The organism is Crinalium epipsammum PCC 9333, from assembly GCF_000317495.1.
GTDB lineage: Bacteria > Cyanobacteriota > Cyanobacteriia > Cyanobacteriales > PCC-9333 > Crinalium > Crinalium epipsammum.
Window position 1 is genome coordinate 4,828,382 of the sequence record NC_019753.1, and the last position, 20,806, is coordinate 4,849,187.

18 protein-coding genes and 1 riboswitch are annotated in these 20,806 nt (G+C 40.8%); of the genes, 8 read left to right on the forward strand and 10 right to left on the reverse strand.

Translation table 11 applies throughout. From position 1 onward, the window contains the following. Nucleotides 1-3 precede the first annotated feature (3 nt). Entirely contained in the window at nt 4-234 is a 231-nt protein-coding gene (locus tag CRI9333_RS20985) for a DUF2007 domain-containing protein (protein WP_015205163.1), read from the reverse strand. A gap of 110 nt (nt 235-344) precedes the next feature. Between CRI9333_RS20985 and leuB the strand changes: the two genes are divergently transcribed. From leuB to CRI9333_RS21020, 8 genes are all read left to right on the forward strand, one after another. Then, nucleotides 345-1,433, forward strand: a complete 1,089-nt coding sequence (gene leuB, locus CRI9333_RS20990) for a 3-isopropylmalate dehydrogenase (protein ID WP_015205164.1) — start codon at nt 345-347, stop codon at nt 1,431-1,433. A gap of 69 nt (nt 1,434-1,502) precedes the next feature. Next, entirely contained in the window at nt 1,503-1,760 is a 258-nt protein-coding gene (locus CRI9333_RS20995) for a hypothetical protein (protein WP_015205165.1), read from the forward strand. Nucleotides 1,761-1,845: 85 nt separating this feature from the next. Further along, nucleotides 1,846-2,754 (forward strand): prepilin peptidase, encoded by a 909-nt coding sequence (locus tag CRI9333_RS21000; protein WP_015205166.1) that lies wholly within the window; start codon nt 1,846-1,848, stop codon nt 2,752-2,754. Nucleotides 2,755-3,299: 545 nt separating this feature from the next. Further along, a complete protein-coding gene (locus CRI9333_RS21005; RefSeq protein ID WP_015205167.1) occupies nt 3,300-5,045 on the forward strand; it encodes an ABC transporter ATP-binding protein in 1,746 nt (581 codons plus the stop codon). A 166-nt stretch (nt 5,046-5,211) separates the two neighbouring features. Next, nucleotides 5,212-5,366: riboswitch (cobalamin riboswitch) on the forward strand. Between the two features lie 22 nt (nt 5,367-5,388). After that, nucleotides 5,389-5,589 carry a CbtB-domain containing protein gene (locus CRI9333_RS25940; RefSeq protein ID WP_015205168.1) on the forward strand — a complete coding sequence of 67 codons (201 nt, stop codon included), beginning with the start codon at nt 5,389-5,391 and terminating at the stop codon, nt 5,587-5,589. Between the two features lie 36 nt (nt 5,590-5,625). Next, complete coding sequence (locus tag CRI9333_RS21010; RefSeq protein ID WP_198013588.1) at nt 5,626-6,906, forward strand: hypothetical protein; 1,281 nt, start codon at nt 5,626-5,628, stop codon at nt 6,904-6,906. Between the two features lie 277 nt (nt 6,907-7,183). Beyond that, nucleotides 7,184-8,728 (forward strand): FTR1 family protein, encoded by a 1,545-nt coding sequence (locus CRI9333_RS21015; RefSeq protein ID WP_015205170.1) that lies wholly within the window; start codon nt 7,184-7,186, stop codon nt 8,726-8,728. Nucleotides 8,729-8,793: 65 nt separating this feature from the next. Next, a complete protein-coding gene (locus CRI9333_RS21020; RefSeq protein ID WP_015205171.1) occupies nt 8,794-9,237 on the forward strand; it encodes a hypothetical protein in 444 nt (147 codons plus the stop codon). A 184-nt stretch (nt 9,238-9,421) separates the two neighbouring features. On the opposite strand, the gene murD is transcribed toward CRI9333_RS21020, so the two are convergent. From murD to CRI9333_RS21065, 9 genes are all read right to left on the reverse strand, one after another. Next, complete coding sequence (gene murD, locus CRI9333_RS21025; protein WP_015205172.1) at nt 9,422-10,771, reverse strand: UDP-N-acetylmuramoyl-L-alanine--D-glutamate ligase; 1,350 nt, start codon at nt 10,769-10,771, stop codon at nt 9,422-9,424. A gap of 331 nt (nt 10,772-11,102) precedes the next feature. Beyond that, nucleotides 11,103-13,250: a glycine--tRNA ligase subunit beta gene (glyS, locus tag CRI9333_RS21030; RefSeq protein WP_041226150.1), complete on the reverse strand. Its 2,148-nt coding sequence runs from the start codon at nt 13,248-13,250 to the stop codon at nt 11,103-11,105. Nucleotides 13,251-13,635: 385 nt separating this feature from the next. After that, a complete protein-coding gene (locus CRI9333_RS21035; protein WP_015205174.1) occupies nt 13,636-14,868 on the reverse strand; it encodes a nucleotidyltransferase domain-containing protein in 1,233 nt (410 codons plus the stop codon). A 75-nt stretch (nt 14,869-14,943) separates the two neighbouring features. Beyond that, a complete protein-coding gene (locus CRI9333_RS21040) occupies nt 14,944-16,815 on the reverse strand; it encodes an ABC transporter ATP-binding protein (protein ID WP_015205175.1) in 1,872 nt (623 codons plus the stop codon). A 52-nt stretch (nt 16,816-16,867) separates the two neighbouring features. Further along, nucleotides 16,868-17,797, reverse strand: a complete 930-nt coding sequence (locus CRI9333_RS21045; protein ID WP_015205176.1) for an Hpr(Ser) kinase/phosphatase — start codon at nt 17,795-17,797, stop codon at nt 16,868-16,870. A gap of 19 nt (nt 17,798-17,816) precedes the next feature. After that, nucleotides 17,817-17,963 (reverse strand): hypothetical protein, encoded by a 147-nt coding sequence (locus CRI9333_RS21050; protein WP_157462363.1) that lies wholly within the window; start codon nt 17,961-17,963, stop codon nt 17,817-17,819. A 111-nt stretch (nt 17,964-18,074) separates the two neighbouring features. Next, nucleotides 18,075-20,060 (reverse strand): lasso peptide isopeptide bond-forming cyclase, encoded by a 1,986-nt coding sequence (locus CRI9333_RS21055; protein WP_015205178.1) that lies wholly within the window; start codon nt 20,058-20,060, stop codon nt 18,075-18,077. After that, nucleotides 20,057-20,503 carry a lasso peptide biosynthesis B2 protein gene (locus CRI9333_RS21060; protein WP_015205179.1) on the reverse strand — a complete coding sequence of 149 codons (447 nt, stop codon included), beginning with the start codon at nt 20,501-20,503 and terminating at the stop codon, nt 20,057-20,059. Before CRI9333_RS21060 ends, CRI9333_RS21055 begins: the two co-directional genes overlap by 4 nt. Beyond that, entirely contained in the window at nt 20,487-20,777 is a 291-nt protein-coding gene (locus CRI9333_RS21065) for a PqqD family protein (RefSeq protein WP_015205180.1), read from the reverse strand. Before CRI9333_RS21065 ends, CRI9333_RS21060 begins: the two co-directional genes overlap by 17 nt. Nucleotides 20,778-20,806 lie beyond the last annotated feature (29 nt).

The window sequence follows — 20,806 nt, forward strand, 5'->3', positions numbered from 1 at the left end:
TCCTTAAGGGTGATCTGATGCTCCCAAATTCTCTTCATCTGGGGAACTGAGCAATAACAAGGCAGTCCACTGATCACTATTTTTTACAAGCAATGCAGCAGGACTTCCTTGCCCAAAATAGGAGGCAACTCCCAAGTCAATAATCCGACTGGGAATTTCATGAGCCGCTAATACTTGTTGCATTAATTCAGCTTCCCAACGGGCGCTAGTGGTTTTCAGGGTAATCCATGACATATCTAATTATCAATGATTAATTACCAGTAACAACAATACTATTGACTTCTCAATGCTTACTCTTTCAGGTTAAAATTTATAGTTTGCAATCAAATTAAGGCGCTTATATTATGGTTCAAAACTACCGCATTACCCTTTTACCTGGCGATGGCATTGGCCCTGAAATTATGGCAGTTGCGGTAGATGTACTGAAAGTTGTAGGCAAACAACTCAACTTAAGCTTTGAATTTCAAGAAGCTTTAATTGGTGGTGCTGCGATTGATGCTACTGGATCACCTTTACCTGCTGCAACTTTAGATATATGTCGTAACAGTGATGCTGTTTTGTTAGCTGCAATAGGCGGTTACAAGTGGGACTCTCTACCACGCCATTTACGCCCAGAAACAGGTTTACTAGGATTAAGATCTGGATTAGGTTTATTTGCTAATCTGCGACCAGCAAAAATTTTACCTCAACTAATTGATGCCTCGAGTTTAAAGCGAGAAGTAGTTGAGGGGGTAGATATTATGGTAGTGAGAGAACTCACAGGTGGTGTATACTTCGGGGAACCCAAAGGCATTTTTACGACGGAAACGGGTGAAAAGCGGGGGGTGAATACGATGGCTTATACTGAATCAGAGATTGACCGGATTGGACGGGTGGCGTTTGAAACTGCTCAAAAACGTGGCGGTAAAGTTTGTTCGGTAGATAAAGCTAACGTATTGGAAGTTTCACAACTATGGCGCGATCGCATTACTGCTTTAGCTGCTGATTATTCTAATATTGAACTATCTCATATGTATGTGGATAACGCAGCTATGCAATTAGTACGTTGTCCGAAACAATTTGACACAATTTTAACTAGCAATTTGTTTGGTGATATTCTTTCTGATGCTGCCGCTATGCTCACGGGTAGTATTGGAATGTTACCTTCTGCTAGTTTAGGTGCTGATGGTGCAGGAGTATTTGAACCTGTTCACGGTTCTGCACCAGATATCGCTGGTCAAGATAAGGCAAACCCCTTGGCACAAGTTCTTAGTGCAGCTATGATGCTGCGTTATGGATTAAGCCAACCTGTAGCAGCAGATAAAATCGAGCAAGCAGTGTTGAAAGTTTTAGACCAAGGCGATCGCACTGGCGATATTATGTCTGATGGTATGAATCTTTTAGGTTGCCGTGCAATGGGTGATTCCTTGATTCAGGCATTGGAACAACAATAATTTTTAATTCACTTGCCGTAACGGCACAGGTAGATTAAAGTCTAGCTAAACGTTGAGGATAGGGATCGGGTGTACACATCACAGCAACGGCTACAAAATCAAACAGAGAGAATAGATATACCTGTGTTACTAGACCCTGGTTTGCTTCGAGCAGCTAGACAAATCTATCGCAATTATTATGAAGTCCATCCCGATATGCCGCGCCAACCCCAAGGAGTGGCAATTAATAAATTTAACCATCGGGGAAAGGTAATTTTTTCAGCAAGACCGATTTTATTACCAGAGGAATGTTTTGTGCCGTTGAGCCAAATTAATTCTGACTATTAGCTAAGTAGTTGGGTATAAATAAACTTAACATCAAGGCGGGTGATTGGTCATTGGTGATTGGTCATTGTTAATTGTTAATTGTTAAATGGATACTATTTTTACGGCTATAACATATTTAACTGTTTTAGCTTTGGGTGCTTGTATTGGTAGTTTTCTTAACGTTGTGGTTTACCGCATACCAGCAGGTATATCACTTATTTGGCCACCTTCACGCTGCCCCCATTGCCTCCACAAACTAGGAAAAACTGAAAATGTTCCAGTTTTAGGTTGGTTATGGTTAAAAGGGCGCTGTCGCCACTGTAGAAGCTCTATATCAATGCGATATCCCCTGGTGGAAGCAGCGACAGGGTTAGTGTTTTTGCTAATATTCTTGCTGTATGATATATCGCTACAAACTTTAGGTTACTGGGCTTTTTTGAGTTGGCTAATAGCTCTTGCTCTGATTGATTTTGATACAATGACTTTACCTAATCCTCTCACAAAATCGGGATTAGTTGCTGGTTTAGCATTTCAAGTTACAACAGGTTTACTACCTATATTTCAATCAGGAGAAGCAATTAATCATTTGTTTAATGGTATTGCTGGCGCAGTCTTAGGTATATGGTTAGTTGACTCAATTCGGGTTGTTGGGTCAATAGTTTTTGGACAAGAAGCAATGGGAGGCGGAGACCCCAAATTAGCAGCTATGATGGGCGCTTGGTTAGGTTGGCAGTCTTTGCCAATGGCGATTATATTAGCTTGTGCTGCTGGAGTATTGATAGGTTTAGCTGGACGTTTAGTTGGTAGACTTCAACCCCTGCAAAAAATCGTATTTGGACCGTTTTTAGCACTCGGCGCGGCGTTAACTGTTTTTTGGGGTGAAGCGATACTATCAGCTTATAGAGAGTTTCTAATTAGTTCAAATAATACTGTTTTACTTTCATTACTATTAGCTGTACTACTACTGATGTTGATAGTTATGAGATATTTAAAATCTAGAAATTCTCTTAGTTAATAGTTGTTCTGGTTAAAATGCGCGATCGCATGGATGGCAAATAAAATCTTGGTTACATCTGCGAAAGGGTGCGTTTATCTGCTCACATCTGCGATTAAAAAAATAGATTTGTGATTTTTGCCCATTGGTCTATTGTTTGAAATACAATAGCCCATTACTATATTTATAGGATAAAGCCAGATGGACGATTCCAAACTGGGAAATCCGTACTTATTTCAGGACAATCAGCACTTAATATTTGATTAGATTGAAGAATAGGTTTGTAGAGCTTGAAGCTTTTTTCCTATAATTAAGACCGCAGGGAGCGGGGAGAAATATGGTTTTCACCTTTTTTGCCGTGAAATTATAACCCATGAATCAAACTTGATATAATTACCCGTCTGTCTTAGTTCCTCACTGTTCACAGGCTGATCAGCTAACGCGCATTTAATTTGTACATTTTTAATTGAGAGAGAAGTTATCAAACCCTCTCTCCTCTCTCCTCTCTCCTCCCTCCTCCCCTAAAACAGAAAACTTAGATAACACAACAGCTTAGTTGAATTAACATGGCTCACTCGCGGTTGCAGAAACTAGCGCATTATTTGCGCCCCCATTGGGGAAAATCACTACAAGGCATTTTGGCACTATTAATTGTCAATGCTGTTGGTGTATACATTCCCTTGTTGATTAGAGACGGCATTGATGAGTTAAGGGAAGCGTTGAGCTTTGCTCAAATCTGGCATTTAGTGCTGCTAATTCTAATCTTAAGTTCTTTGATGTGGGTGTTCCGCATGGCATCACGTATCCTACTTTTTGGGGTAGGGCGGCAGGTAGAGTTTGATCTTAAGCAGAAAATTTTTCAGCATTTGCTGAAACTAGAGCCATCTTATTTTTCTTCTAATACTGCTGGTGATTTAATTAGCCGAGCAACCAGTGATGTGGAAAACATCCGACGTTTACTGGGATTTGCGGTTCTAAGTTTGGCAAATACAGTTTTTGCCTACGGTTTAACTTTGCCAGTAATGCTGTCGATTAATATAAAACTGACTTTGCTTTCACTAGCGGTTTATCCGTTAATGCTGATCATTGTGCAGCTATTTAGCACAAAATTGCGTACTAAACAGCAATTGCTACAGGAAGAACTTTCTAATTTAAGTGAGTTAATTCAGGAGGATATGAGTGGTATATCCCTGATCAAAATTTATGCTCAAGAGGAAAATGAACGCCGTGCCTTTAGTAAACTTAACCAGCAACTATTTAAGGCAAACTTAGAACTAGCGCAAATTCGTAATACCTTATTTCCCGTGATTCAGGGGTTATCGTATCTTAGCTTACTGATATTGTTGTGGGTTGGAACAGGTGCGATCGCACGTGGTGAAATTAGTATTGGTGATTTTGTTGCTTTAATTCTGTTTGCAGAACGTTTAGTTTTCCCCACCGCACTATTAGGATTTACGATTACAGCTTACCAACAGGGTGAAGTCAGTATTGACAGGGTTGAATCAATTGTGATGGTTAAGCCTAAGATTCAAGATACTGCTGAATCAATTAGCCTACCAAAACCAGTCAAAGGTCAAATTATCGCTCGTCATCTGAGTTTTACCTATCCAGGTGCGACTAAACCAGCACTTAATGATATCAGTTTTACAATAGATGCTGGTGAAACTGTGGCAATTGTGGGACCAATTGGTTGTGGCAAATCAACCCTTGCTAATGCTTTACCTCGGTTACTAGATATTGATCAACGTCAGTTGTTGATAGATGGATATGATATTACACAATTAACTTTAGAAGATTTGCGGGGTGCGATCGCCTACGTTCCCCAAGATAGTTTTCTCTTCAGCACCATTATCAAAAATAACATCCGCTATAGTGACCCCCAAAGCGAACAAAAAGAGGTAGAATATGTTGCTCAACAAGCACAGATTCACTCAGAAATTCTTAACTTTCCCCAGCAGTATGAAACCATTGTGGGAGAAAGAGGAATTACTCTCTCTGGTGGACAAAGACAGCGCACATCTTTAGCAAGGGCATTACTGGTTGATGCGCCAGTACTAATTTTAGATGATGCCCTTTCTAGTGTGGATAATCAAACCGCTACAGACATCCTGAAGAATCTTTCCCAGGGTGTTAAACGCAAAACTGTCATCTTTATATCCCATCAATTATCTGCTGCTGCTACTGCTGACAGAATTTTTGTGATGGATGAAGGGGAAATTGTCCAAACTGGTACTCATACAGAACTTGTACAACAATCTGGGCTTTATCGTTCACTTTGGAATCAGCACCAGTTGGAGGAATTGTTGCATTGAGGGGGAAGGGAGGAGAGAGGGGAGGGAGCAGGTTTTTTAGTTTCTCCTGTGATAGCAAAACATTACGCGGGCAAGATGCCCGCACTACATTTGTGGTTGCTTAAATGTAGAGACGCTTTAGCTATTATTCTTCCCTATCTCCCCAGTGAGGTCTAATTGGTGCTAAAGTACCAGATACTAAGTCGGTTCTAGTAAGGATCAGCTACTAGACATAAGGGGGAAAGTTGGTGAAAGTCCGACGCTGACCCGCAACTGTGAAGGAAACAGACTAACATTTGCTTGTTTCCTAGCCAGGATGCCCGCCGATTTGATGTTGATATTACTCTAATGTGCGAGGTTCACAATGAGAACTGCTTCTATTAATTCTGCTGGTGCATTTCGTAAACAGGTAGTTGATTTTACCCTATCTGTGCCAGTACAAGCGACTCTATATACTTCTGTATGCGCTTTGACGCTGTGGACGCTTTATTTTAGTTCCTACCCACCAGCCCATAATTCTCTACATGAGGTGCGTCACCATACATTAATGGTGGGTTGTCATTAGTTCACGTCTGAAGTATTTTTTTGTTGAATTTAAACAATGTCAAAATTGATGCTTTGTAGGGTAGGTTTGTCACCAGCCCTACTCTTAATTTTTTGGGGTTTTATTGGTTGGGTTCCAAATGCGATCGCACTACCAAATAATCCTACAATAAATTCCTTTGAAGTCAGCCATGCGGAAACTCATCAGGAAAAAAACGTAGGCAAATCCGTAAAACCGCTTTCTACTAAACCTAAATTAGCTGCTCCTACGAACTTAAATCAACCAAAAATCGAGTTTACAACAGTTCCACCTTTAAATCAGGTATTACCTGTTAATCAACCAGTAGCTTTAATTATGCAGGCGGTTGATCAGCATGGTAAACCATTAAAAAATGTTAAGATTCGTTCGGCAATTTACACACCACCAAAAACGCCTTGGTTTACTACAGATTTTCCAATTGTTGAGGGTACTCAATTATTAGATTTAGAAGCGATCGCTCTTAATGGTAAGTTACAAGTTCAACAAGTACTACCTATTCGCGGTAATTATCAGCTAATCGTAGATGTTCAGCCACTTGATGGCAAGGCATTTCAAACTACACGGCAAATAATTCAATTTTCTGTCCCTGAAAATCCGGTGAAATACCGTAATTTTGCCATCCTAGCTGTGATTTTATTAGGTGTTGGCTTAGGTGGTGGTTGGGTAATTGGTAAAAGGCAAATTGTCCAACCAGGGGAAATTGCTCCTCAGCAGGTGCGACTGTTACTGAGTGGAGGGATTTTAGTTGCGATCGCATCTTTGCTTGTAGTCAATATTAGTGCAGAATTGGCTGAATCTCATCAACATCACCATCAAACAACCCACAATCAAGCAAAAAATCAACCCTCATTACCGCTAAATGTACAGTGGTTGGGTGATGATAGTACTCATGTTGGGCAACTTGCGGTGATGGGAGTTCAATTAACTGATCCTAAAACTGGTATTGCTGTCAAAGATGTAGATTTAAAGATTAAAGCTACTCAAATGGAGCATGATCAAACTGTGTTTGTTTACCAGGGTTTATCAGATGTTAATGGTAAACTAATCTGGCAACAGCAATTTTTTGATGGCGCTTCCCATCAAGTCGAGGTTGAGGTTTCTCCCAAGAGGAGCGCAATTAATAAATTTCAGCCTTTTACTTTTTCTAAAGAAATTGAAGTGGAGGGAATTGCTCCCCCGTTGATGTCGCGCTTGATTAGCTTGGGTTATTTCACAGCTATTTTAGTAGTGGGTTTATTATTAGGGTTGTGGTTAAGAGGCGATCGCATTTTAGTCAGTCTGCAACCTGTAGATAAGTAGAGACAGTAACTTATTTCATAACTTACGCCAAACTTAAAATAAATAAAAGCTGAAATCTCACAATGGCAATGCTTTATTTGATGGGTGTTTCAGCTTATTTTTGTTTATAACAATTTTAAAAAAAGAGTGCTGTTTATAAGCCATCAATAAATTTTAGTTTTATAATTTAAAGGAATTTTTAATAACAGACCAAATCTATTTGTTTGTTACCATATTTTTGGCAAAAAAACTGGCTGATTATGTAAAAAATTAGTAAATTACAATGGAATTTAATTAAATGACATACTTGAAAAGGCTGCATCTACATCGTTGGCAACGGCTATTGGCACTATTCTTAAGCATGATGATTTTTGTCATTGCTGTGCCAATCTATGCCAGCAACACACCACAACAAGATCTCAATCAGTTAAATTTTTACGTTGACAGATCATTAAGCAAAGCTCAGGCTAAAGATTATAAAGCATCTCAAGCTGCTTATGAAAAGTTCCAACAGAAATGGCTGAAGGTGGAAGATAGAGTTAAGAAAGTTTCTCCCCAAGCGGAACAAGATATTGAAAAGCAGATAAGCGAGGTGAAAGTTGCTTTTTCAACTAAACCACCAAATCAAGCCAAATTGGTAGCCGCGATTAAAAATCTCAATGCGACTAACAACAAATTTATTAATGGTGGATTTAAGTCAAACCAACCGACAAAAGCAATTGTTAATCAGGATCAAAGATCGCTCGCTTATTCAATAGAGCGACTTAATCGTGCTGAGGTAGCACTTAATAAAAAAGATCTAGCGACTGCGGTTAGTCAAATGAAATCATTTAAAACAGAATGGTTAGATGTCAAAGGTATTGTTGCTACTAAGTCGCCAGATGCTTATTTTGCGATAGAAAACAACATCATCAGATCTTATGGCTTTCTAACTAGCAAACCTGTTGATATTACAGGTGCCAGGAGTGCGATCGCATCTTTAAAAAAAGACTTGCAGCCGTTTGCTACTGAGCCTTTAAAATACAATACCTCTGATGCCACACTTATCTTATTAACTGAAAAACTAGAAACACTGCTTGTGTTAGTTGCTTTGTTAGGTTTCTTGAAGAAAAGTGGTAATGCAAATAAAATTTACTCACTAGGGTTAGGCGCATCGGCTGGGTTGGCGGCTGCAATGATCGCTGCTGTTGTGATTGAAATATTCTTTTCTAATGCTGGTGGCAACATCTACCGAGAACTTTTACAAGGAATTACAGGTTTAGCAGCAGCCGTGATGCTATTTTATACTAGCTTCTGGCTGCATATGAAGTCATCAATAATAACTGGGCAAGAAGATATCCAGGATAAAATTAATACCATAGCAACCAACAGTGGATTGTTTTTCGGAATGTTGGCTTTTTTGGCAGTATTTAAAGAAGGTGCAGAAACCACACTGTCATACATTAATATTTCTTGGTCAATGAGTAGTAATGATTTATTGACGGGATTAGGTTTTGGGCTGTTAAGTTTAATTGCGATCGCCGCCTTAATTCTAGTAGTAGGCTTACGCCTTCCTACCAAACTTTTCTTTCCTCTTACCAGTTTGCTAATTTTCTACTTGGGCTTTAAGTTTGTGGGTAGTGGTATCCATGCCTTACAAGTAGCTGATATTTTGCCTGTAAGTCCTGCTAACTTTTTACCAGTTTTCAATGCTTTAAGTCTTTATTCCACTTGGGAAACTACTTTGTCTCAGTTAGTATTAATTGCGATCGCTATTGCTGTTGTAATGTATACACGGTTTCAAAACAATCGTGTTACAAAAGAAATACCAAGTGAACAGCAAACCGTCAGCGAAAATTCTTAATTTTTAGTGGTTTACTTGTGGTTGGATAAAAACAGTTAATAATTTCTTGAGGAGTGAAGACAAAAATGATTAATTTGCACCGAATTTTAATTGTCAGCACATTGGCGCTGTTAACACTGACTGCTTGCAACTCACAACAACCAACTGCTGATAATAATTCCCCTGCTCCCGCAGCACCAGCAAGCCCTAGTGCTAGCCCTCAAGCTGCTTCAGCAGGGAAAGATAATTTAACTGAGATGAAAGGTTATGTGACCGAAGCGGTTACTGCTGTAAAAGCTGATAACTTTGCTAAAGCCAAGCAAGAATATAAGGAATATGATGAAAAGTGGGAGGCAGTTGAGGACGGAGTGAGGACTAAATCACAAGATGCTTATATCAAAATTGAAAAAGATATGACTCAAGTGACGAATACTCTTGTCAAACCAGCGAAACCAGATAAAACTAAGGCGACGGCTGCTCTTAATGCTTTATCAAAAACCCTTGATGCTAATGCAAGTAGTTTGAAATAGTTTCCCAAGCTAATTAATTGTAAAACCCCACCCCCCAGCCCCCTCCCTGTTCACAGGGAGGGGGAGATTTTTGGGTTTATATCTGATGAAATCGTGAACTCGTTCCCAGGTTCAACCTGGGAACGAGAATAGGAGGCTCTGCCTCCTGATAATGTAATGGGTATTTCCTGTCTGCTAGATATTCTTAATTAAGCAACTGCTGACACAATTGGCGGAAATGATCGCCGCGTTGTTCAAAATTTTGATATTGATCGAAACTCGCGCAAGCTGGAGACAATAACACCACCTTTGCATTATGCTGTTTGGCTAATTCAGCACCTCTAGCAACAGCATTATCCATTGTTTCCACAATTTCGTAATTAGGATAGCCAACTTCATCAAGTCGCGTGGCAAATGCTTTAGTTGCATCGCCTATCAGTAATACAGCAGCAGCTTGAGCTTTAATTGTGTCTAACCAAGCAGTATCATCACCTGCTTTAGCTTCTCCACCCGCAATTAAAATAGCTGGGCTATCCACTGATGCTAACCCAACTTGAGCAGCATCATAGTTAGTGGCTTTACTGTCGTTAATAAAATCAATATCTTCCCAAGTGCAGATGTGTTCTAGGCGATGCGGTACACCAGGGAAGTTAGAAATAGCTTGTGCGATCGCATCCTTCTCAATTCCAGCTAATCTCGCTGCTGCTACCGCCATCAGCAGGTTTTGCAAGTTGTGATCACCCACCATCTTTAAAGCAGATGCACTTAAAATTTGCTCTCCTTGAAAGATTACCCAACCATCTTCGATATAAGCTCCCAAATCAGGGTTGCCTATTAACTTAGCTTTACCTTCTACACTTGTCCAGCAAGCATCAGCCCATTGTTTAGTTCCAATTTCATGCAAGTAAGCATCATCACCATTAAATATTTGATGCTTAGACTGGCGCAGTAAGTGCGCCTTGATGTTGTAATAATTTTCTAACGTTTTGTGACGGCTGAGGTGATCCGGTGTAAAAGTTGTCCAAACCCCAATTTGTGGCGCAACCGAGGGAGAAGATTCAATTTGATAGCTACTTAATTCTGCAACTATCCAATCGGGAGGAGTATCAGCTAGTGCTAACTCGCAAGCAGCAAAACCAATATTGCCACAAGCAGGTGCATTCAAGCCAGCAGCTTGAAAAATCGCAGCAATTAAAGATGTGGTAGTAGTTTTACCGTTAGTCCCAGTAATTGCTACCCAAGGACAAGATTGGAGGGAACGCCAAGCAAGTTCCATCTCTCCAATTGTCTCTATTCCCATGTTCCTTGCTTCAACTAAAGCAGGGATATCCCAAGGAACCCCTGGACTGACTACTATTAAATCTATTGATGATGTTGGAGCAAAAGAATAGCCCAGTTTAACCGCAATTCCCTCAGCTTCTAATTGTTGTTGCTGATTAAGTAATGATTCAGAGGAATTGCGATCGCTCAATGTCACTTCCCAACCATCCCGTTTTAATAATCGGGCGGCAGCAATCCCTGATTTTCCTATTCCGATGACGTGAGCGCTGGGCATAAGTAATTAATCTGGCAAAAGTCCCTGGTTTAGCACTCTTGTTATATTACCTCAAGATTTAGGTATTTTTAAGAAAATTTAACCGCAGATAAACGCAGATAAACGCAGATATTTTTTTTAGGTTAATTATTTTTTGGATATATTTTTAAATAAGCAAGCGTCCCGCTTGCACTACATAGCTGTGTTTAATTGAGTGTTTTATAACGCTATATGTATGTAGTGCGGGCATCTTGCCCGCGTACTACGAAGGCGTAAGTCTTGAGTATGCTTTTGTGTTTATCTATCGCCATACTCCCCTTCCCTTTGACGGGGAGGGGTTGGGGGTGGGGTTCTAACTTTTTACAATCGCACCAAAATCTGCCAAAACACGGGCATGATTACGCAGTAATCCTAGTAAGTTCAAACGATTACGCTTAATTTCTGGATTCTCATCCATTACCAACACACTATCAGCACCATCAAAGAAGTTACTAACAGTAGGAGCAATTTTACTTAATCCATCTACTAATTGTTGATAATTCCTTGATTTTTGAGATGCTTGAGTTTGTGGCAATAATTCCACTAGCGCATCATAGAAAGCTTGTTCTGATGATTTTTGAAACAATTCTGGACGTACTAAATTAGTCGGATCGAGTTGAATTGTATCTAAATCACCTTGTCCAGCTAAACGAGTAGAACGGTTAACGGTTTCGTAAATTTCGTTGAGCTTGCCGTTGTTCCTGATTGCTTGCAGAAATAAGGCGCGATCGCGTAAATCTAATAAATCTTGTAACGCCCGTTGTGTATATTCTGGATCGTTTTCTCCTAATACTGCATTCACTAAGTCGTAGTCAATTCCTCTGTCTTCTTGCAATAAGTTACGCAGACGTTGTAAGAAGAATTCTTGTAGCTGTTGTGATAATTGAGATGAAGTTTTAGGATATTGAGATCCAAAATCAGCAACAATTTGTTGTATTAATTGGTACAAATTAATTGTTAAGTTGGCATTCCAAGTAATATTGGTAATTGCATTAGCAGCACGACGCAATGCGAAAGGATCGGAAGAACCTGTAGGTAGCATTCCTAAACCGAAAATGCTTACCAAAGTATCTAATCTATCTGCTAAACCAACAACTTGACCTGTAATAGTTTTAGGTAAACTATCCCCTGCGCCTCTGGGTAAATAATGCTCAAAAATTGCTGTTGATACTGCTTCGGGTTCCTTGCTGGCGATCGCATATTTCTGACCCATCACTCCCTGCAATTCTGGGAATTCTCCCACCATTTGGGTAACTAAGTCAGCTTTACACAACAAAGCAGCGCGTTGAATTAAGTTGCGATCATCTTCACTTAATTGCAATTGTTCAGAAATGTAACTAGCAATCTTAACTATTCTTTCTACCTTAGCTTTTACTGAGCCTAAATCTTCTTGGAATGTAACTGTTTCTAGTTGTGGTAGATAACTTTCTAAGGGATGCGCTAAATCAGCTTTATAGAAATATTGCCCGTCTGCTAATCGAGCGCGGATTACCCGTTCATTACCTCTAGCAATAATTTCTGATTTAGCTGGATTTCCGTTAGAAATTGTGATAAAATAGGGTAGTAATTCCGTAGCTGTTTCAGTTTTAAATACTGGGAAGTAACGCTGATGAGTTATCATCACTGTAGTAATTACTTCTGTTGGCAGGTTTAAAAATTCTGGTTCAAAATTACCTAAGACAGCCGTAGGATATTCTACTAAATTAGTTACTTCATCTAATAAATCAGGGTAAATATCAGCCCAACCCCCGACTTTTTTAGCAGACTCTTGTACCTGTTGAATAATGTTAGCTTTCCGCGCCTCTGGATTGACATCTACATAAGCTGATTTGAGACACTCAACGTAATCATTGGCGTGGTTAATTGTTACTGGTGCTGGATGTAATACTCTATGAGTGTGAGAAATGCGATCGCTCTTAATTGTCTCTGAAGCATTAACCCACCCTACAGGTAACACTTCATTATCTAATAAAGTTACTAACCAACGAATCGGGCGGGGAAACTTCAAATCGCCATCTGCCCAACGCATTAACCGCTTACCTTCTAGCCCAAAAATCCACTGAGGAACTACAGAAGTTAAAATTTCCGCCGTTGGTTGTCCGGTAAATTTTTTGCGAACAAAGACAAAATCACCTTTATCTGTAGGGCGAATTTCCAACGCAGCTAATTCTACACCTTGTTTACGGGCAAAACCTTCTGCTGCTTTGGTTGGTTGACCATCTTTAAATGCTGCTTGTGCTGGTGGTCCTTTAATTTCTTCTTCCCTGTCAGGTTGCTGAGTCGGTAAACCTGTAATGACTACAGCCAAGCGTCGAGGCGTACCGTAAACATTTATTGCCTCAGTCGTGAGGGAATATTCGCCCAGGGTTTGAGGAATGCGAGATTTCCACTGTGCGATCGCATCTGCAACAAAGGCAGCAGGTAATTCTTCTGTACCAACTTCTAATAGAAAAGTAGCCATAATGCAATCTGTATAAATTAGACAGCCTAGAGATTTTAACATTGACATCCTCCCCGTCGTGCTGTTCTGCGGTTTTCTGTACGAACGGGGATTCCAATCTACCGAAACAGACTTAATCTGTATAGGTTCTTGGTGGGTTGACGCTTCATAGTCCTGCTTTTTAAGGAGAAAGAACCCCCTAAACCCCCCTTAAAAAGGGGGGTTTAGGGGGTTCTCACCGACAGAAACAAAGTAAATAAAATTTGAAAACACAGCCTAGAAAGTGGAGCCACACACGCGCCTATCTTCCTCACTCACATTTGGATTAGTCTTCAAATAATCCCGTATCCAACTGCAACCGCACAGAAGAGGGGTAATTGCTAAATCGTTATAATTTTTTCTAATTTTACTGAAGATTTTTGATCAACCTGTAGTATTTTTTTAAAACTCGGATGGGTCGCAACAAGTAATATAATGGTGAAAATTTTGTTGGTAGTGAAATAAATTCTTTATCGTTATGAGTTGGATCCATCCAACCAGACATATTGATACGATTGAACATGGAAGACGCTTTATCGATAAAACGCTCTCTCATATTAATCATAAAAGTAGCTCTTTCAACATTTTCTAAGGGATAAGCCACATCAGAGAAAATGCTGTTTTTTACTTGTTGCGCCAGATTTTGTGCTACTAAGTCAAATTGCATATAGGTTTGAACTGATTCTGGAAGAACAGTTCCTAAAAGGTCTTTCGCTAACAATAGAGCAATAATTAACATTCGCTGGCTGCCTAGCTGGCGAGCTTGTTCGATCGCCTGTTCCCAATTTAACTCGGGATGGTTGCGAATCAGTTCAGCAATATCGCAGATTCGATTTAAGCTTTGCCAACATTCCTTGGAGCCATTAACGCAGAGGATTAGAAGTAAATCTTCTGGTGCGGCATTAGGAATTGTTTTTCCTGCTAAGGTGATTGGCTGAAGGCGTTGCCATAGGTATTTAGGATTTAGCGGAAAGGGAATATCTATTTGAGTAAACCCCCAATGCAAATCTACAGCTACCTTACCGTTTTTGTGGACAAGATCGTATTCATGATCCTGTCGAAGACGCTCGGCTTCTTGAGAGCTACTCATCTCGTATAGGTTTTGGTACCCCTGAGCCACCAGCAGATCTTTTGCTTTGAAAATATCTTGCTTGTGTACAACGATATCTAAATCTGAGCACTGCCGAAATCCAAGATCCCCGTAAGCATAAACAGCCAAGGTAGGTCCTTTAAAGGGGATAGCCGGAATGTTGTGCGCGGCAAATAGCTCTACAAGTCTGAGCAGTTCTTCGGTTAGGAATAAGTTGTGTATAGTATTAAGTTGAAAAGAGATTCGCAACTGATGGCGAATGCCTTGGGGAACCGCTTCTGGGCAAACAACGTTTAAGTTTTGATGCAGCAGTGGCATTACCCGATGCCGTTGGGCGGTTTCGAGCAAATACGTCCAGTTAAGGTTGTCTTGAACTAGATTTGTAATTCGCTCTGCAACTTCAGCAGTGATGCAGGTTCGAGAACAACACAAAAGTAGTTCAATTTCGGCTCGGTTTTTAGCTATGGGAGCCTTCGTATCAATAATCTTCTCTACTACTTTTTGGTTCATTTCCAATACCTGTTTCTTGAGACTTTGTTCCAGATAATCGCTTAAGGAACACTAGAACAGAAAATCAATAAATTATCAAGGTAGGTTGCTAATAACTGAAGGGCGATCGCCTGCTTCCGTTTGGGCTTTCCAAGATTGGGAGTAAAGACCTCCTTTCTCTAGCAATTCATGATGATTGCCAGATTCTACAATCTCGCCTTTCCGCATGACGTGAATGATATCGGCACGCATCGCTAAGGTAAAACGATGGGTAATAACAACAGTTGTGCGACCTTTGGCGAGGCTTCTAAAACGTTCTAGCCATTCTGCTTCTGCCCAGGAGTCCATCGCGCTTGTTGGCTCATCTAGAATAATAATAGGGGCGTTTCTCAGAAATGCCCGTGCTAGGGCAACCCTCTGCCGTTCTCCGCCGCTGAGTTCCACTCCCTGGGCAAAAGATTTTCCTAACATTGTGTCGTAACCATGAGGTAAGCGCTCGATCGTTTCATGAGCGCCAGCCCCTTGAGCCGCCGCCTCAATCTCAGCTAAACTAGGTTGGGAGTCTAGAGATCCCATAGCAATATTGTCAGCAGCAGTTGCTTCATAGGGAATTGGGTACTGAAATAATACTGTAAACAGCCGTCGAAGATCTTTTAGTCGAAAGTTACGAATATCAATTCCATCAAGTTCTATTTGCCCAGCCGTGGGATCGTAAAAACGGCAAAGCAGCTTACTTAACGTGCTTTTACCAGCGCCATTGTCGCCTACTATCGCTACAATCTGACCTGCTGGAATGGTAAGATTAAAGTCTTTCAGAACTGGGCGATCGCTTCCAGGGTAACTGAAACTAATCCGTCGCAAGCAAATACCTTGTTTCACTGGAGATGGCACTCGAACAGGTTCGAGGGGATCTACAATGTGTGACTGGAGGCTCAAAAATTCAAATAAATTAGCTAAAAATAGTTTGTTATTATAAATTTCCCCTAAATTACCTAGGAGAGTACGCATTAAGTTCTGACCTTGATTAAAGGCTTGATAGAAGAGAGCAAGGTCGCCTAAACCAATTAATCCCTGCAATGCCTTCCAAAGCATCCACGCCATAGGAGCACCAGAAACGCCAAGAGCAATTAGTGCAGCACCTAATTTAGCTAAACTCTGTTGTTTGAGCAGATTCAGGCGCTCCCTACGCAACTTTTTTCGTAAAACTTGATAAGCTGACTGAAAGTGAGGACCTAAATCGAACAACCGCAGTTCCGCAGCGACCGCACTATGGGTAAGGACTACATCATAGTACTCTGTCCAGCGTCGGTCGGTTGTTGCTTTCTGCGACCATTGATGGTACCGCCGATTAAAAATTACCACAATGTAAAATGCTGGCAACGTACTCAGTAACAAAATCAGCGGCAACCAAGCACCATAAGGTAGCAGCACCGTCGCCATAGCCAAAAAAGTAATGCTGTTTTGAAATAAACTGCCAGTACTTTCTAACAATGCTAGATAACGACTGCTAGCTTGATCGCGAGCTTGGTGAAGCTTATCGTGATATTCTGGGGTCTCATAAAAGGCTAGATCCACAGCAACTGATTTTTCATGCACTAAGACGCTTATGTAATCTTGAATTAGCTCAGATTGCATGGTTCGCGTCCAACCCAGAACGCTTTGAAGCAGTTCTGTTAGCAATAAAACTCCTGCCATCAACACAGCGGGCAACAGTATCAGGCTAAACCCTTGGCTAGGAATATCAAGCTTAGTAGCAGCAACTAAGCTATCTACTAGCAGCTTGGTCAGGTATACTGTGGCAACTGGTAAAAGCCCTTGAATAAAAAGCAATACAGCCCAAAGTACCATCCACCATCTGCTGGATGACCAAACTAAGCGTAAAGTCTGTGGCAAGTCGAGTAAGACAGATAATACAGCAGATACTTTGCTACCAAGTGTTTTCTCTCTTTGTGGAGGCTTTCTCTGCATAAAACGTAAGAATATTTTTGACTTAATTCACAATAGTTTCTTAAAATTCTTTTTAGCCATTAACCAAAGACACTTCATTGGCAAGATCTTCTTCTACTAACTGCGCTAATGCAGGTAATAATTCTAGAGAGCTAGGTCGTTCTAGGCTATAAATAGGTACGTTTTGAGCAAGGTTTGTACATTGATGCAGATGTAAAGACGCTTCCGCACCTTGGAGAAATTGTTGACCAAATTCACCCATCGCTAAATAGGAGCTACTGATCGTTTTTAATAATCCTTCTTGTAGTGGAAGCCGTCTCAGGGTTGGGGTTGCGCTTTGACCAAGGACATAAACACGCTTGAGTGGAAGGGCCGTTTGGGCAAACCTATCACGGGTATGACGAGCACGTTTTTCAACTTGAGAATTAATCTGAGGTAGTGTTTCTGGATTTTCTCCTAGTGAAGCAACTACTGCCTCTGGCCAAAGCTTAATTTGTGGAAAACCAGGAACGACGGTAGGATTTTTGGGGTCGCTAATATCTATCGCAACCACATCATCTGCGAGCGTTTTGTGTCCTCTGGCATACATAGTTGCAGCCATTGTTGATTTACCCCATCCTGAATTTCCCACAAAAGCGATCGCACTACCATTGACTTCAACAGCACTTGAATGCAGTACGAGAAATTTTCGTTGATATAGCAGCACTGCGAGAACAGCGCCTAGCAGGGGAAGACGAACCAATTGCTCTTCAACATCGGAGAGTGGGTCAATGATAATTTCTCTGCCTTGACGTACGAGAAATCCCCCGACCACATCCCAGAAAAGATAAGCTTCTTGTGCTGTTAAACGGTAGAAAGTTTTTTGTTCGTTAGGCTGTTGTGAAAACGAATTTATTTTTCCAATCTTGATAACCACATCTGGGTTCGCCTCTGCCACAGCTAGTAGCTGTGGCAGAGGTAAATCAGAGTGGATACCTAAATTATAGGCTTCATAGGTATACACTTAAGTTATGTGCTCCTGATTATGAAAATGTTAACTTTCCTTTCGGAGTATTAACGGGAAAGCTAGCATCTAACTGTTCTCCATCCTTACCTCCTTGTGTCAAAACTTCCAAGTTGCCATAAATCGTTAGAGCGGGCATCGTGTACTCTTTTTTAGCGGAACTCATTTTTTGTGTCCTTTTAAGGTTGAATAGAACTGATTGTTCTAAGTTTACCATTTGTTTCCTTGGTAGAAAAAGCGAATTTAATCAACTATAATCGCTTTTATTATTTTATACTTACATAGTTATCACCCCCTTTACTTCTTTCTTATTAAGCTGTTTTGACTCTTTATATTGCAACCACAGAGTCAAAGATGTAACCTTCCAAATTGTGTATATATCCTGCGGTGCAGCTAGAGATTTTTGAGAGATAAATTGATGATAAATCTCGTGCAAGGCAGTAATATTTACATACTTTTCGAGCGAGTTTGGATCGCCTAAAATCAGATCATTTAGGCATTCTCGATCTCGATTGAGTAAACCGTGGCATAGATTTGGAAGGAAATTCGATTTGTCACGCCGCCACTGCACTTTGGCAGGAAGAATAGCAGTCATAGCACGGCGCATCACAATTCTGCTCCACCCTTGATCAAGTTTCTGCTCGGCAGGTAAAGCCAGACAAAACTCTACCAACCGCTTGTCCCAAAAAGGATAACGGGTTTCAATACCGTATGCTCCAGAAACCTTGTCCAATACTTCAAGCGCAAAAGGTAGAAGGCCATTATTTAGGGTATGGTAGTGCTCTTTCCTTGCAGTTCGAGCATCACGTTGAGCGAGTTGCAGTGTACGGTAACGCTCTGAAAAACCAATCCGTTCAATGAATTCAGGGTTAAAAATTTTACTCCAGGTAGGTTGCTCAGTAGATTGAGAGCTTCCCTTGAAAAGACCCCGGAGTAGCACTCGCCACAGTCGCTGCCCTAGGTTGAAAACTGGAGAATTAGAAATTTTTGGTTTTAACCCGTATGCCCATAAATAAGGCCATAGTAATTTCCCAGCTGATTCGTTGTAACTTCTTGCTAGCCCTCTGATTTGTATTGCTAAAGCTAACCAGCGTCTTTCTTGTGCGAGTTCATGTAAATATCCGAAACCGTAAGAAACGGTGCTATCACCATCAAACCCTTCTAACTGAATACGAACGCCCTGCTTTTGTATGGTTTCTTGGATACTCCAAGTCATAGATAAATTAGGGGCAAAAAATGCTTCGTCCTGATGCCAAAAAATATCTTTTATATTCTCTAGTGGACTACTTTCATCTCCATAAATATAGTGCGGCTCGAAACCACCTTGATTTAAAACTGCATTAATGTAAGGACGCTCGTCACACTGAGGTAGTTTATCAAAGATTGCTGAGAAAGTGTGTAACTTTTTTGTTCCATCCTCATTAAGAATATCTCTTGCTATACAACTAATAAAAGAAGAGTCTAACCCACCGCTCAATGCTGACCCTATAGGAAAAGCGCTACGAAGCCGACACCTTACTGCCTCCGTTAATAATTCTAAGAACTTTTCTGCATATTCTTCGTTGGAGGTTAAACGGATTTCACGAGTTGGATCGAGACACCAATAAGGTTCTAACTGTTTACCTATGTGGCTTACTATCATCCTATGGGCAGGAGGAAGCCGTAGAATATCTTGGTAAGAAGTTATCGTTTTGTCATCAAAATTTGATACTAAATAATCGGCAATTCTTATCTCGTTGATTTGATTGGGAACTTCAGATAGGCAAAATATAGCTTTTATTTCTGTAGCAAAAATAAAGGTTTTATCAGAGCAGTAATAATAAAATGGTTTAACCCCAAAATGGTCTCTAGCACAGAAGAGTTCTTGCTTGCGTCCATCCCAAATTGCAAAGGCAAAATCACCTAAAAGATGTTTTGGGCATTCTTCACCCCATCGTTCGTAAGCAGCTAATATTAATTCAGTATCTGTAATTTTTTCAGCAGGGCGCTGTGTAAGTTCTAAAGCTTCAATTAATTCATCTCGATTATCAATTCGGGCATCTGCTGTGATAACTAACTCGCCAGTTTCGTTAACCAAAGGAAGTGTTTCCAGCAGTGATTCTGGAGTTGTCCAAAGCATTCGATGCCCTATACCGATCGCTCCCTTAGTCCACACATTTGAGCCATCAGGTCCTCGATGAGCGAGAATATCGGTCATCTTGACCAGATCGGCGCGGTCTACTTGTCTATTATCAAGGTAGTAGATTCCCGCGATCGCACTCATGGTCTTTGCCCTTCCAGAGTGGCGAGGCGAGTAAAACGCCCAAGGTCTTTTAAATTACCTATGACAACTTTGTCTTGGCTTTCAATCCAGGCGTGAGCTTCTAACTGTCCTGCTTCGTTTTTGGCAACACCAATCTGGAGTTCAACTAGATAACCCCGCCGAGCTAGTAACACTTGTGTGGCTAAGGCACGAGCCAGACACTTAACGCCACCAGGCATATATTTGCTTACTATATCCACTGCCCAGACAACTCTATTTAGGGTAAATTCATAAGTTTGAGTTGAGTTTAACGCAGTTTTTGAGATTTTGTCTAAAATTCGCCGCAAGGTGGGGAATGACAGAAACCGCAATCCCAAACGGATTCCTGAGAGTAAAACGGCGGTTTGAATGAGAAGGTTGCGATCGCTTGAGGATAAGCTAAGGAACTTACGCAGCCGTTTCATGTTGCACCTCAATCATTCCTTGATCCTGTAGTTGTTCGAGCAAGGCTTTAACGTCGCGATCGCATTGATCGAAATCGACGTTGTACTCCTCTAGAATTGCGTCCCTAATTTCCCTGACAGAGGTAGATTTCTGAATTAAATTCCAAATACTAGCACCGACAGGATTCAATCCGTAATAAACCCCAGATTCGAGGTTGAGGATTACTGCTTCTCCTGCCAAAGCTGACGAAACCTGCTCTTTTTTTGCTACTATAAGAGAATTATCTGAAATCATTACTCTCCACCCACGAGTTTGTATCGCTA

Excerpts from the sequence above, each read along its gene's own strand:
- CRI9333_RS21040 (WP_015205175.1), bottom strand. The coding sequence starts at position 16,815 with ATGCAGAGAAAGCCTCCACAAAGAGAGAAAACACTTGGTAGCAAAGTA.
- CRI9333_RS21000 (WP_015205166.1), top strand. The coding sequence starts at position 1,846 with ATGGATACTATTTTTACGGCTATAACATATTTAACTGTTTTAGCTTTG.
- CRI9333_RS25940 (WP_015205168.1), top strand. The coding sequence starts at position 5,389 with ATGAGAACTGCTTCTATTAATTCTGCTGGTGCATTTCGTAAACAGGTA.
- CRI9333_RS21010 (WP_198013588.1), top strand. The coding sequence starts at position 5,626 with ATGTCAAAATTGATGCTTTGTAGGGTAGGTTTGTCACCAGCCCTACTC.
- CRI9333_RS21005 (WP_015205167.1), top strand. The coding sequence starts at position 3,300 with ATGGCTCACTCGCGGTTGCAGAAACTAGCGCATTATTTGCGCCCCCAT.
- CRI9333_RS20985 (WP_015205163.1), bottom strand. The coding sequence starts at position 234 with ATGTCATGGATTACCCTGAAAACCACTAGCGCCCGTTGGGAAGCTGAA.
- CRI9333_RS21050 (WP_157462363.1), bottom strand. The coding sequence starts at position 17,963 with ATGAGTTCCGCTAAAAAAGAGTACACGATGCCCGCTCTAACGATTTAT.
- glyS (WP_041226150.1), bottom strand. The coding sequence starts at position 13,250 with ATGGCTACTTTTCTATTAGAAGTTGGTACAGAAGAATTACCTGCTGCC.
- CRI9333_RS21055 (WP_015205178.1), bottom strand. The coding sequence starts at position 20,060 with ATGAGTGCGATCGCGGGAATCTACTACCTTGATAATAGACAAGTAGAC.
- CRI9333_RS21060 (WP_015205179.1), bottom strand. The coding sequence starts at position 20,503 with ATGAAACGGCTGCGTAAGTTCCTTAGCTTATCCTCAAGCGATCGCAAC.
- CRI9333_RS21015 (WP_015205170.1), top strand. The coding sequence starts at position 7,184 with ATGACATACTTGAAAAGGCTGCATCTACATCGTTGGCAACGGCTATTG.
- CRI9333_RS21035 (WP_015205174.1), bottom strand. The coding sequence starts at position 14,868 with ATGAACCAAAAAGTAGTAGAGAAGATTATTGATACGAAGGCTCCCATA.
- CRI9333_RS21065 (WP_015205180.1), bottom strand. The coding sequence starts at position 20,777 with ATGATTTCAGATAATTCTCTTATAGTAGCAAAAAAAGAGCAGGTTTCG.
- leuB (WP_015205164.1), top strand. The coding sequence starts at position 345 with ATGGTTCAAAACTACCGCATTACCCTTTTACCTGGCGATGGCATTGGC.
- CRI9333_RS21020 (WP_015205171.1), top strand. The coding sequence starts at position 8,794 with ATGATTAATTTGCACCGAATTTTAATTGTCAGCACATTGGCGCTGTTA.
- murD (WP_015205172.1), bottom strand. The coding sequence starts at position 10,771 with ATGCCCAGCGCTCACGTCATCGGAATAGGAAAATCAGGGATTGCTGCC.